General features: G+C 74.1%; 12 protein-coding genes. 7 read left to right on the forward strand and 5 right to left on the reverse strand.

The features are described 5' to 3' along the window. The first annotated feature begins 572 nt into the window (after nt 1-572). From ACZ7DE_RS16630 to ACZ7DE_RS16645, 4 genes are all read left to right on the forward strand, one after another. A complete protein-coding gene (locus ACZ7DE_RS16630; RefSeq protein WP_470761721.1) occupies nt 573-2,006 on the forward strand; it encodes an MFS transporter in 1,434 nt (477 codons plus the stop codon). A 61-nt stretch (nt 2,007-2,067) separates the two neighbouring features. Continuing rightward, the gene (locus ACZ7DE_RS16635) at nt 2,068-2,580 is read left to right on the forward strand and encodes a DUF2771 domain-containing protein (RefSeq protein WP_470761723.1); all 513 of its coding nucleotides are present in this window, start codon (nt 2,068-2,070) and stop codon (nt 2,578-2,580) included. Nucleotides 2,581-2,603: 23 nt separating this feature from the next. Continuing rightward, nucleotides 2,604-3,305, forward strand: coding sequence for a futalosine hydrolase (locus ACZ7DE_RS16640; RefSeq protein WP_470761725.1), 702 nt, complete (start codon nt 2,604-2,606; stop codon nt 3,303-3,305). Then, the gene (locus ACZ7DE_RS16645) at nt 3,292-4,155 is read left to right on the forward strand and encodes a 1,4-dihydroxy-6-naphthoate synthase (protein WP_470761727.1); all 864 of its coding nucleotides are present in this window, start codon (nt 3,292-3,294) and stop codon (nt 4,153-4,155) included. The genes ACZ7DE_RS16640 and ACZ7DE_RS16645 overlap by 14 nt, the downstream gene beginning before the upstream one ends. 20 nt (nt 4,156-4,175) lie before the next feature. Here ACZ7DE_RS16645 and ACZ7DE_RS16650 read toward each other — a convergent pair whose 3' ends face one another. Next, nucleotides 4,176-4,559 (reverse strand): cold-shock protein, encoded by a 384-nt coding sequence (locus ACZ7DE_RS16650; RefSeq protein WP_470761728.1) that lies wholly within the window; start codon nt 4,557-4,559, stop codon nt 4,176-4,178. A 186-nt stretch (nt 4,560-4,745) separates the two neighbouring features. Here ACZ7DE_RS16650 and ACZ7DE_RS16655 point away from each other — a divergent pair, with 186 nt between their 5' ends. Beyond that, a complete protein-coding gene (locus ACZ7DE_RS16655; RefSeq protein WP_470761730.1) occupies nt 4,746-4,997 on the forward strand; it encodes a hypothetical protein in 252 nt (83 codons plus the stop codon). On the opposite strand, the gene ACZ7DE_RS16660 is transcribed toward ACZ7DE_RS16655, so the two are convergent. Then, complete coding sequence (locus ACZ7DE_RS16660) at nt 4,994-5,611, reverse strand: HAD family hydrolase (RefSeq protein WP_470761732.1); 618 nt, start codon at nt 5,609-5,611, stop codon at nt 4,994-4,996. The two genes, ACZ7DE_RS16655 and ACZ7DE_RS16660, sit on opposite strands and share 4 nt — an antisense overlap. Nucleotides 5,612-5,806: 195 nt before the next feature. Further along, on the reverse strand, nt 5,807-6,799 hold the full coding sequence (locus ACZ7DE_RS16665; protein WP_470761734.1) for a hypothetical protein: 993 nt from the start codon (nt 6,797-6,799) through the stop codon (nt 5,807-5,809). 114 nt (nt 6,800-6,913) lie between these two features. Between ACZ7DE_RS16665 and ACZ7DE_RS16670 the strand changes: the two genes are divergently transcribed. Beyond that, nucleotides 6,914-9,562: a helicase-associated domain-containing protein gene (locus ACZ7DE_RS16670; RefSeq protein WP_470761736.1), complete on the forward strand. Its 2,649-nt coding sequence runs from the start codon at nt 6,914-6,916 to the stop codon at nt 9,560-9,562. 42 nt (nt 9,563-9,604) lie between these two features. On the opposite strand, the gene ACZ7DE_RS16675 is transcribed toward ACZ7DE_RS16670, so the two are convergent. Further along, nucleotides 9,605-10,159, reverse strand: a complete 555-nt coding sequence (locus ACZ7DE_RS16675; protein WP_470761737.1) for a hypothetical protein — start codon at nt 10,157-10,159, stop codon at nt 9,605-9,607. A gap of 183 nt (nt 10,160-10,342) precedes the next feature. Between ACZ7DE_RS16675 and ACZ7DE_RS16680 the strand changes: the two genes are divergently transcribed. Next, entirely contained in the window at nt 10,343-11,989 is a 1,647-nt protein-coding gene (locus ACZ7DE_RS16680; RefSeq protein WP_470761739.1) for a DNA repair helicase XPB, read from the forward strand. Between the two features lie 25 nt (nt 11,990-12,014). On the opposite strand, the gene ACZ7DE_RS16685 is transcribed toward ACZ7DE_RS16680, so the two are convergent. Then, complete coding sequence (locus tag ACZ7DE_RS16685) at nt 12,015-12,374, reverse strand: hypothetical protein (RefSeq protein WP_470761741.1); 360 nt, start codon at nt 12,372-12,374, stop codon at nt 12,015-12,017. Nucleotides 12,375-12,457 lie beyond the last annotated feature (83 nt).

The following is a 12,457-nucleotide window of genomic DNA, read 5'->3' on the forward strand; positions in this document are numbered from 1 at the left end:
CCTGCTGTCATCCATTCTGCGGGATGACCGGGAGGCGCGCGGCCGAGAACAATCGCCACGGCGCGCTACGCACGCTACCTGCTCGCGGACGCTCGGCCTACACCGACGGGACGTTTCCCACCCTTCAAAAAAGCCCCGGGGCCGCAACCGCCCCCTCTCCCCACGGCCCCACGGCCGACTTCAGCCCCCATTCCGGCCGCGCTCCGGCCGCGCTCCCCCCGGCGTACGACCGCCTCCGGGACCGCCTCCAGACCATCTCCCGACGGCCTTTCGAACGCCTCCGACCCCTCCACGACCGCCTACGACTCTCACCGCGACCGCTTCCGGCTCCCTCCACGACCGCCTTCGACCCCTTCACGACCGTCTCCGACCGCCCGCCGACCGGCTATCGACCACCCGCCGACCATCCGCCGACCGGCTACGGACCCCCCGCCACCCACCCGTCGGCCTCCCGCCGGCCGCCGTGGAATCGCTTCACCGCCATTGCCGGACCGGCGCGGCGCGCCGACGATCACACCGCCATACGCGCGGTAACCGCACTATGCACGGCGTTCTCGGGGCACTATGACGGAGTGGCAGCCGCAAGGACACCCCAGGGCGCCACCGGGATCGGTGCGACGAAGGGGAACAAGGGGAGGAGCCGGGTGAGCGGTTCGGGCCGGATGAGCGGGTCCGTCCGCGCGGTGGGCCGTGCCCTGCACTACCCCTTCACCGGCGCCGCCCGCGGTATCAGAAAGGCCACGCACGCGCACGGAGCCGGCGAGTCCGGCCTCGGCAAGCTGATCGAGCTGCACGGCGTGAACGGCGCGGGCGACGTCATGATCACCGTCGCGCTCGCCTCCACCGTCTTCTTCTCCGTGCCGACCGACGAGGCCCGCGGCCGTGTCGCGCTCTACCTCGCCATCACCATGGCCCCCTTCACCGTCCTCGCCCCCGTGATCGGCCCGCTGCTCGACCGGGTCCCGCACGGCCGGCGCGCCGCCATGGCCGGGGCGATGTTCGCCCGGGCGCTGCTGGCGCTCGTGCTGTCGGGGGCCGTGGCGACCGGCAGCATCGAGCTGTACCCGGCCGCACTGGGCGTACTGGTCTCCTCCAAGGCGTACGGGGTGGTCAGAAGCGCCGTCGTGCCCCGGTTGCTGCCGCCCGGGTTCTCCCTGGTCAAGGCCAACTCGCGGGTGACCCTCGGCGGCCTGCTCGCCACCGGCGTGGCCGCGCCCGTCGCCGCCGGGCTGCAGGCCCTCGGGCCGCGCTACCCGCTCTACGGCGCCTTCGTGATCTTCGTGGCGGGGACCTTCCTGTCGTTCTCGCTGCCCCGCAAGGTCGACTCGGCCAAGGGCGAGGACCGCGCGCTGCTCGCCGCCGACGAACAGCATCTGCACGGCCCGCACCGCAAGCCGGTCAAGCGCCCCGGCCTCAGGACGGTCGGCATCGCGGTCACCCACGCCCTGGGCGCCAACGCGGCCCTGCGCTGGCTGTCCGGGTTCCTGACCTTCTTCCTGGCGTTCCTGCTGCGCGAGCACCCGCTGACCGGGCAGAGCGCGGCGGTGTCGCTGGGCATGGTGGCCGTCTCCGCGGGCGTGGGCAACGCGCTCGGGACGGCGGTGGGGGCGTGGCTGCGCTCCAAGGCCCCGGAACTGATCATCGTGACCGTCGTCGCCGTCGTGCTGGGCGCGGTGCTGGTGACCGCCGTGTTCTTCGGCGCGTTCCTGGTGGCCTGTCTGGCGGCGGTCGCCGGGTTCTCGCAGGCGCTCGCCAAGCTGTCCCTGGACGCGCTGATCCAGCGGGACGTGCCGGAACTGGTGCGCACCTCGGCGTTCGCCCGCTCGGAGACGCTGCTTCAGGTGTGCTGGGTGTTCGGCGGCGCGGTCGGCATCGTGATGCCGCTGAACGGCGCCCTGGGCCTGTCGGTGGCCGCCGCGGTCGTCGCGCTGGGCTGGGTGACCACCGTCCGCGGGCTGCTGTCCTCGGTGCGGCGCGGGGGCGGCGCGAAGCCTCGCGTGGCGTAACACACAGCCACGCCGCCCCCCGCGTAAAGAGACGGCCGGGCGTGCCCGATAGCCTTCCGCCATGACCACGATGCCCCGCGGCGGAGCCGCTGATGTATTCGGCGTTGTGCGACGCCGCCGCGCCGTCGCCGCCGCCGGCGCCGTTTGTGCCGGACTGCTCGTCCTGTCGGCCTGTGACAAGCCGACCCCGCTGTCCACGGTCACCGTCGGCCGCGACTCGGTCAGCTCCGAGGCCACCTGTGGCGGCGAGGGCGAGACCCTGCAGGCCGCGGCCCTGACCAAGTGCCTCGGGGACAAGGACATCAAGTCCATCAGCGTCGACCCGGACGAGACCGTCCGCTTCGGCGTCGACCCCGACGTGGCCGACAAGCGCTGGACGATCCTGATGAACGGTCAGCCGCTCACCGAGGACAGCGACAAGACCTACCGGACGATCCCGGGCAGCGTGTTCTTCAACGCGCAGTACGGCGCCCAGGGCGACTCCACGCTCGTCACCATCAAGGCGGGCGACGGCAAGAAGGAGAGCCAGGCGACGACCGGCCTGTGGTCCTTCAAGCTCAAGAAGGACGACTGACCACGTCCCGCCCACGCGTCCTCGTGGCCACCGCGGTCCCCGCCGAGCGGGACGCGGTGGCACGGGCATGGCCGCGGGAGCCGCTCCCGCGGGACCTGCTGCCCGGCATGACGCTGCACCGCGCCGGCGAGGCCTGCGACCTCCTCGCCGCCGGGGTGGGCCCCGCCCTGGCCGCCGCCTCCGTCTCCACGGCCCTCACCGCCGCCGCCCTGCGGGACGCCCCCTACGGCCTGGTCGTGTCGGCCGGCATCGCCGGCGGCTTCGCGCCCGGCGCCCCCGTCGGCAGTCTGGTCGTGGCCGACGAGATCACCGCCGCCGACCTGGGCGCCGAGACCACCGACGGTTTCCTGCCGGTGACCGAGCTGGGTTTCGGCGTCGTCACCCACCGTCCGCCGGAGTCCCTCGTACGAGAGACCGCGGCCGTCACCGGCGCCCGCCCCGGCGTCGTCCTGACCGTCTCGACGGTCACCGGCACCGCCGAGCGGGCCGCCGCCCTGCGCGGGCGCCATCCGCGGGCCCTCGCCGAGGCCATGGAGGGCTTCGGGGTCGCCGAGGCGGCCGCCGCGCACAGCGTGCCCGTACTGGAGCTGCGCGCCGTCTCCAACCCCGTCGGCCCGCGCGACCGCGCCGCCTGGCGCATCGGCGAGGCGCTCGACGCGCTCACCGAGGCCTTCGGGAAGCTCGCACCCGTCCTGGAGAGTTGGAACCCACATGACCACCAGTGAGCCGGCGCTGCAGATCGCGTACTCCCCCTGCCCGAACGACACGTTCGTATTCGACGCCCTCGCCCACGGCCGTGTGCCGGGCGCGCCCGCGCTCGACGTGACGTTCGCGGACATCGACGTCACCAACGGCATGGCCGAGCGCGGCGAGCTCGACGTGCTGAAGGTGTCGTACGCCGTGCTGCCGTACGTCCTCGACACGTACACGCTGCTGCCCTGCGGGGGTGCGCTGGGCCGGGGCTGCGGGCCGCTGGTCCTCACCGCCGAGCCGGGGGCCGACCTCACGGGCCGCACGGTCGCCGTGCCGAGCGAGCGGTCGACGGCCTACCTGCTGTTCCGGCTGTGGGCGGCGGACACGCTCCCGGGGGGCGTCGGCGAGATCGTCGTCATGCCGTTCCACGAGATCATGCCGGCGGTACGGGACGGGAAGGTCGACGCGGGGCTCGTCATCCACGAGGCCCGCTTCACCTACCGGAACTACGGGCTGCACAAGCTCGCGGACATGGGCGAGCACTGGGAGGCCACGACCGGCCTGCCGATCCCGCTCGGCGCGATCATCGCCAAGCGCTCCCTGGGCGCGGCCACGCTGAATCTGCTGGCCGACTCGATCCGCGCCTCCGTGCGCGCCGCCTGGGACGCCCCGGAGGTCTCCCGCCCGTACGTCATGGAACACGCCCAGGAAATGGACCCGTCCGTCGCCGACCAGCACATCGGCCTGTACGTCAACGAGTTCACGGCCGATCTGGGCGAGGACGGCCGGGCGGCGGTCCGCGGACTGCTCACCCGCGCCGCGGCCGAGGGACTTCTGCCGCCCCTCGGCCCCGGTGCGCTCGATTTCCCGAAACCGGCGTAACCGGTTGCCGATTAAACGGCTCAGACGTCCAACTGGTCGGCGACCGCGCGCAGCAGACCCGCGATCTTCTTGCCGGAGGTCTTCTCCGGGTAACGGCCCTTCTCCAGCATCGGGGTGATGTTCTCGAGGAGGGTGGTCAGATCCTGGACGATGGAAGCCAGTTCGTCGGGCTTCTTCCGCTGCGCCGCGGCGACCGAGGGGGTCGGGTCCAGAATGACGACGGAGAGCGCCTGGTCGCCGCGCTGACCAGCGACGACGCCGAACTCCACGCGCTGGCCCGGCTTCAGCGCCTCGACTCCGGCGGGGAGGACCGAGGAATGCACGAAGACGTCACCGCCGTCGTCGCGGGAGAGAAAGCCGAAGCCCTTCTCGGTGTTGAACCACTTGACCTTGCCGGTAGGCACGTCTGTCCTCGTCCTCGTACTCGTCGGAAAACTGCTTCGGAAACAGCTCTGGAACCGCTGCGGAACGGCTCCGGATAGCACTTGGGCGGGTCGACCATGACCCGCCGGTACCAAGGCTAATGGTCTGCGGGCCGGTGACAAGACGTCCCCCGGTTGTTCCTCAGGGCTGGGAACTACCCTGGTCCGGTGCGTGACAAAACCCAAACGAATTCCGCCGCTCCCGGTGACCGACTGATCCGTGCCGGCGCCGTCGTGTTCTTCGTCGGCGCCGTGGCCACACTCGTCACGGTCGCCCCGCTGCTCCTCGGCACGACGCCTTTTCCGACGTACATGTTCGGACTGAGCATGCTGATGGGCGTCGGCTTCCTGATCGCGGGCGCGGGCGTGCTGCGGTCGATCGCCGCGGGCCGCCGCAGGGCGCGGGGCGCGACGAACTAGCCGCGCAGGCGCTCGGCGAGCCAGGCGGGGAATTCGGTGAGGTCGGTGAGGACGACGTCCGCACCGGCCGCCCGCAGTTCCCGCGCGCCGATCGGCCCGGTCGGCACGGTGACGGACAGCGCCCCGGCGGCGTGCGCGCCGCGGACGTCTCCCACGTGGTCGCCGACGTAGACGCTCGCGCCGTGCTCGCGCAGCGCCTGCGCCTTCTGCTCGGCCCACAGGTCGCCTATCACCGCGTCCGGGCCGAGGCGCAGGTGCTCCACCTGGAGCTTGGCGTTGGGCTGGTGCTTGGCGGTGACCACGATCGCGCGCCCGCCGGCCGCCTGCACGGCCGCGATCGACTCGCGGGCGCCGGGCAGCGCGGTCGCGCCGGTGACGCCGTGCTCGGGGTACAGCGAGCGGTAGAGGTCGGCCACGGCCGCCACCCGCTCGGCCGGGTACCAGTGGGCCAGCTCCGTCTCGGGCGGCGGCCCGAGCCGGGTGACCACCAGGTCGGCGTCGATGTACGTCCCCGTCCGCTCGGCCAGCGCCTCATAGGTGGCGCGGATGCCGGGCCGGGAGTCGATGAGGGTCATGTCGAGGTCGAAGCCGACGGTGAGCTGGGGTGACGTCATGCGCCCATTCTGCCCGGCGGCCCCACCCGAACCCCGGCCCGGTTTGCGGGCCTGGCTTCCGGGCCGGCTTCGGGGCTTGGCCTCCGGGCCTGGCTTGCGGGCCTCGATTCCCGGCCCGGTTTCCCACCCTGCCGCCGCTGCCGTCTCCGCGTCTGCCCCTGTCCTCTGTGTCTGCGTCCGCGACCGCGTCGGGGCCTACCTCTGCTTCTGCGACCGCCAGACCAGGAACAGCGCCGACGCCACGGCCGCGCCGCGGATCACCCACGGCCAGGTCTGGGCGACCGCGTCGTTCATGTGGCCCTCGGCGATGGGGTCGCCCCAGCGCCCTTCGGAGCGTCCCCACAGCCAGACGAGTCCGGCCGTGAGCGCGAGCCCCGGCAGCCACACGACCGCCAGCTTCGTCTCACGGTCGGTCAGCCGGCGCGAGGCGTAGGCGATCAGCCACCCCAGGATCAGCCCGAACCAGTTCCCGAGCACCGCGCCGACGACCAGAAGGCCGGCGGCGATCAGCAGAAGGGGATTGCTCCAGCGCCGGGGCTGTGCGCCGGACGCGCCGAGGAAGGGGAGCCGGCGGCGGGGACGGGCGGCGGCCTCGTCGTCGGCCGGCTCGTCGCTTCCGGCGGCCGGCTCGGCGGCCTCCTCCTCGGGGACCCTGCGCGGCGGCGGCTTGAGCAGGTCCGGGATCTCCACGCCGCCGACGAACCCGTGCACGTCCTCGCCGGGGCCGAAGGGGGTCGGCTCGCTCAGCCACCAGTCGGGCGTCGCGCGGCTGTCGCCGAGCTCGTGCGCGGGCGCGCGGTGCGGCGGCGACGGCACGTCGGAGGGAGCGGCCGGGGGCGGCGCGCCCGTGCGGGGCCGGGGCACGGCCCGCCGGATCCCCCTGGACGGCTGCGGCGGCTCCTCGCGGTCCCGCTGCACGGGCACGGCGGGCGTGGGCGACTGCGGCGCCCCTGCTCCGCCCGCCTCGGCCGCTGCCGCGACGATGTCGTCGGGGCTGCCGAGGCGGTCGATGATGCGGCGGACTGCGGCGGGAGAGTCGACGGCCGCCTTGGCCCGGCGCCGGTCGATCTCGTTGCGCAGCTCGGAGACGAGTCTCATCCGGGTGGCCGACGACAACTGCCGCTGCTGCGCGACGTCGCCGACGCGGCTCAGATACTCGTAGACGACTTGGTCGCTCTCGATCCCCACGGGAAGAAGCTACCGCTTCTGTTCCCGGACGCCGGTGCGGCGGCTCACGGCCCGGGCCGTCGGCCGGGTCCGCGGGCGCAGCCACCAGGGACGCCACCCGCTACCGTGGGCAAGATGAGCACCGAGGACCCGCCGGCCCCCCGCTCCCTGGCGGAAGCTCTCCGCGCCCGGGACGACGCTTTCCTGGCCGCGCTTCTGCGCGCCCGCCCCGATCTCATCACGCCGGTCCCCACGGACCTCACCCAGCTCGCCACCCGGGCCGGCACCCGTGCCTCCGTCGTGCGCGCGCTGGAGCGGCTCGACCGGTTCGCACTGCAGACCGCGGAGGCGCTGGCCGTGGCCGGCGAGCCGGCGGGCCACGACGAGCTGCTCGGGCTGATGGCCGGCGACGACCGCGACCCGGCCGTCGCCGCCGCGCTCCCCGGCGCCCTGGCGGCGCTGCGCGCACAGGCGCTGGTCTGGGGCGCCGACGACCGCCTGCGTCTGGTGCGCACCGCTCGCGAGCTGCTCGCGCCGTCCCCGCAGCACCCGTCCCCGACGGGGCTCGGGCCGAGCGTGCGGGAGGCCACGGCGGGCATGTCGCCGGGGCGGATCCAGGAGATCGTGGCGACCGCCGGGCTGCCGTCCACGCATGACTCGGTGTCCGCCGTCTCCGCGCTCACCTCCCTCTTCTCGCACCGCAGGAAGATGGCCGCCCTGCTCGCCAAGGCGCCCGCCGGCTCGCTCGAGGTCCTGGAGCGGCTGGTGTGGGGGCCGCCGTACGGGCAGGTGACGGCCGATCCGGCGGCGCATCTGCGCTGGCTGCTGGACCGCGGGCTGCTGCTGCCGACCGCGCCGGGGACCGTCGTGCTGCCCCGCGAGGTCGCCCTGCATCTGCGGGCGGGCCGTGCCCACCGCGCGGTGGAGCCGGTGCCGCCCGCCGTGCAGCCGCTCGTGACGCATCGTCCACAGGTTGTGGACGCGACGGCGGCCGGGCAGGCGTACACGGCGCTGACGACGGTCGAGGAACTGCTGAAGGAGTGGGACGAGGGCGGTCCCGCGGTGCTGCGGGCCGGCGGGCTGAGCGTGCGCGACCTCAAGCGGACGGCCGTCGCGCTGGACGTGTCCGAGCCGGTGGCCGCGTTCTGGGTGGAACTGGCGTACGCGGCCGGTCTGCTGGCCTCCGACGGCGAGGCCGACGAGCGGTACGCGGCGACCCCTGAGTACGACGAGTGGCTGGAGCGGCCGCCGGCCGAGCGGTGGGCGCAGCTCGCGCAGGCGTGGCTGGCGGCGACCCGGACGTCCGGGGTGGTGGGCGGGCGGGACCTCAAGGAGCGGGCGCTGTCGGCGCTGGGTCCGGGCCTGGACCGGTCGGCCGCGCCCGAGGTGCGTCACCGGGTGCTGACGCTGCTGGCCGGGCTGCCGGAGGGCGCGGCGCCGGACGCGGAGGCGGTGCTGGCCCGGCTGCGCTGGGAGCGCCCGCTGCGCGGGCCGCAGGGCTCCCCGGGCGCTCAGGCTTCCCCCGGTCACCAGGCTCCGCAGGGTCACCAGGGCACTCAGGGCTCCCCGGGCGCTCACGGCTCTCGGGACGGCCACGACGACGACCTGCGCTCACGGCTCGCCCGCTGGACGCTGACCGAGGCCGAGCTGCTGGGCGTGACCGGCCGGGGCGCGCTGTCGGCGCACGGGCGGGCGCTGCTGGGGGCGAGGGCCGCGGCGAAGCCGGCGGTCGACGCGGCCGCGGCCGGTCCCGCGCCGTCCGGCCCCGGCGACAAGCTGCCCGCCCACCACCGGTCCGCCGTCCCCGACGCGACCCCGCTCTCACCCCCGGAGCAGGCCGTGGCCACCGCGGCCGCCGCCCGGCTGCTGACCCCGTTGCTGCCCGAGCCGCTGGACCACGTCCTGCTCCAGGCGGACCTGACCGCGGTCGCCCCCGGCCCGCTGCGACGCCCGCTGGCCGACGTGCTGAGCGTCCTCGCGGACGTCGAGTCCAAGGGCGGCGCGACCGTCTACCGCTTCACGCCCGGCTCGGTGCGCCGGGCCCTGGACGCCGGCCGCAGCGCATCCGACCTGCACGCCTTTCTCGCCGAGCACGCGCGCACGCCGGTGCCGCAGCCGCTGGCGTACCTGATCGACGACGTGGCACGCCGGCACGGCCATCTGCGGGTGGGCGCGGCCTCGGCGTACGTGCGCTGCGACGACGAGACGATGCTGAACGAGATCCTCGCCGACAAGCGCGCCGTCGCCCTGCGTCTGCGCCGGCTGGCGCCGACCGTGCTCGCGGCCCAGGCCGACCCGGCGACGCTCCTCGACGGGCTGCGCGCGATGGGTTTCGCGCCGGCCGCCGAGTCCGCCGAGGGCGACGTCCTGATCACCCGCGCCCACGCCCACCGCACCCCGCCGCGCACGGCCCCCGAGCCGGTGCCGGACGGACCTCCGGTGCCCGAGGGCACCCTCCTGACGGCGGCGATCCGTGCCATCCGGGCCGGCGACCTGGCCGCCACGGCGCCACGCAAACCGGTCGAGGACGCCGCCCCGCTCGCCCCCGGCGAACTCCCCCGCACCAGCTCCGCCGAGACGCTCGCCACGATGCAGGCGGCCGTCCTGACCGGCGAGGCCCTGTGGATCGGCTACGTCAACGCCGAGGGCGCCGCCAGCCAGCGGGTCATCGCCCCGGTCCGGGTGGAGGGCGGCTTCGTGACGGCGTACGACCACACGGCCGACGAGGTCCGCACGTACCCGCTGCACCGGATCACGGGCGTGGCGGAGCTCGCCGACGACTGACCGCGCCCGGCGCCCCCGGCGCCCGCGCCCCGGCCGCTGCGCTCAGCACTCCCCCACGGAGGCGTCCGCGGGCAGGCCGAAGTGGGCGCGGGCCCGGCTCTCCAGCCCGGCGGAGGACATCGGGTCCCGGAGGGAGGACCTGCCGAAGACACCGAAGCGGGACCGGGTCCAGCGCTCGTACCCCTCGCCGTCCGGCGGCTCCTCCCGCGCCACGACCCGGTAGCCGCCGTCGGCCGCGTCGTCCCGCTGCAGCCGCACAACCTGCGGATACTGGCCCGCGCTGCACTCCACCAGGCTGTCGTTCCGCACCCCGTACGCCACGCACAGCGTGTTGACGCCGGCCCGTACGTCGCCGGCGTGCTCCTCCAGTTCGACCGCCTCGGCCTGGCAGAACCAGCGCGCCTCGCGGGCGGACCCGTCCTCGCCGAGTCCGCCGCCGAGCGACTCCGCCGCGGTGCGGGCCTCGATCACCGGCCGCACCTGGGCCCACAGCTCCTCGTCGACGTCCGCGGGCCACATCACCCAGGTTCCCGTGGCCGCCAGCACCGCCGCTGCTCCGACGCCGGCCGCGCCTCTGCGGAACGACAGGACCGACATACCGTGAACTCCTCACCGCGTCGCGCCCATCGCGCTGCTCCCCCGGTCAGACACCCGGAAGGCGTGCAGGGTTGCCCGGCGGGCGGGAGCGCTCCCCCGGGCCCGCGGCCGGACAGCGGCCCTCCGTTTCGGCACGCCGTACGGCACACTGGAGGTTTGGCCCGTGCGGAAGGGATGGCGTACGTGAACGGACCGCTGATCGTCCAGTCGGACAAGACTCTGCTCCTGGAGGTCGACCACGAGCAGGCCGACGACTGCCGCCGGGCCATCGCGCCGTTCGCGGAGCTGGAGCGTGCGCCGGAGCACATCCACACCTACCGGCTGACCCCGCTGGGCCTGTGGAACGCGCGGGCCGCCGGACACGACGCCGAGCAGGTCGTGGACGCGCTGGTGCAGTACAGCCGCTACCCCGTGCCGCACGCGCTGCTGGTGGACATCGCCGAGACGATGGACCGCTACGGCCGGCTGACGCTCAGCAAGCACCCGGCGCACGGCCTCGTGCTGACCACCACCGACCGGCCGGTGCTGGAGGAGATCCTGCGCTCCAAGCGGGTCGCTCCGCTGGTCGGCGCCCGGATCGACCCGGACACCGTCGTCGTGCACCCCTCCGAGCGCGGGCAGATCAAGCAGACGCTGCTGAAGCTGGGCTGGCCGGCCGAGGACCTCGCGGGGTACGTCGACGGCGAGGCGCACCCGATCGAGCTCGCCGAGGACGGCTGGGCGCTGCGGCCCTACCAGAAGCAGGCGGTGGAGAACTTCTGGCACGGCGGGAGCGGGGTCGTGGTCCTGCCGTGCGGCGCGGGCAAGACCCTGGTCGGCGCCGGGGCGATGGCCCAGGCGAAGTCGACCACGCTGATCCTCGTCACGAACACCGTCTCCGCCCGGCAGTGGAAGCACGAGCTGGTGAGGCGGACGTCGCTGACCGAGGAGGAGATCGGCGAGTACAGCGGGACGCGCAAGGAGATCCGGCCCGTCACCATCGCGACCTACCAGGTGCTGACGACCCGGCGCAAGGGCGTCTACCCGCACCTGGAGCTGTTCGACTCCCGGGACTGGGGGCTCATCCTCTACGACGAGGTGCACCTGCTGCCGGCGCCGGTCTTCAAGTTCACGGCGGACCTGCAGGCGCGTCGGCGCCTCGGCCTGACCGCGACCCTGGTCCGCGAGGACGGCCGCGAGTCGGACGTGTTCTCGCTGATCGGGCCGAAGCGGTTCGACGCGCCGTGGAAGGAGATCGAGGCGCAGGGCTACATCGCGCCCGCGGACTGCGTGGAGGTCCGGGTGAACCTGACCGACTCCGAGCGGCTGGCGTACGCGACCGCCGAGGCGGAGGAGAAGTACCGCTTCTGTGCGACGACCGCGACGAAGCGGAAGGTGACGGAGGCGATCGTCCGGCGCTTCGCGGGCCAGCAGATCCTGGTCATCGGGCAGTACATCGACCAGCTCGACGAGTTGGGCGAGCACCTGAACGCGCCCGTCATCAAGGGCGAGACCTCCAACGCGCAGCGCGAGAAGCTCTTCGACGCGTTCCGGGAGGGCGAGATCAGCGTTCTGGTCGTGTCGAAGGTCGCCAACTTCTCGATCGACCTGCCGGAGGCGACGGTCGCCATCCAGGTCTCGGGCACCTTCGGCTCGCGGCAGGAGGAGGCGCAGCGCCTCGGGCGGGTCCTGCGGCCGAAGGCGGACGGCCACCAGGCCCACTTCTACTCGGTGGTGGCGAGGGACACCCTCGACCAGGACTTCGCGGCGCACCGCCAGCGGTTCCTGGCGGAACAGGGCTACGCGTACCGGATCATGGACGCGGACGAACTGCTGGCCGAGGGGGCCTGAGGGCCTGAGCGCTGCCCGCCGCGGTCTACGGCGCGGGCAGGGTGAACACCAGCAGCAGCACGGCGGCCGGCGGCAGTACGGCGGCGGCCGCCAGCCATGCCCGCAGGGCCGCCCAGCGCCGCGTCCGCGGCAGGGCCCACATGGCGACGTACGCGACGAGGGTGAACGGCCCGCCGTACACGAGGAGCACGTAGATCAGGGTCAGTGACGTCGTCAGCGCCGAGGAGCAGTGGTCGGGGCCGCAGCCGTCGGTGGCCATCGGGGACAGGCAGCCGAAGAGGAAGGCGAACGGGGACAGCAGGACGAGCAGGACCGTGGCGACGAGGGGCGCCACCCGGGCGCGGGGGTCCCGGTGGTCGTGGGGCGGGCGGTGCGGTGTCGTCATGTCCCCGAGTGAACCGTCGGGGAGGGGCGCCGGGCATGGGCTCGGATACTCATCCGGGCGCCGGCGGGTACTCACACCGGGCC

It is taken from the genome of Streptomyces sp. NPDC037083 (assembly GCF_055606485.1).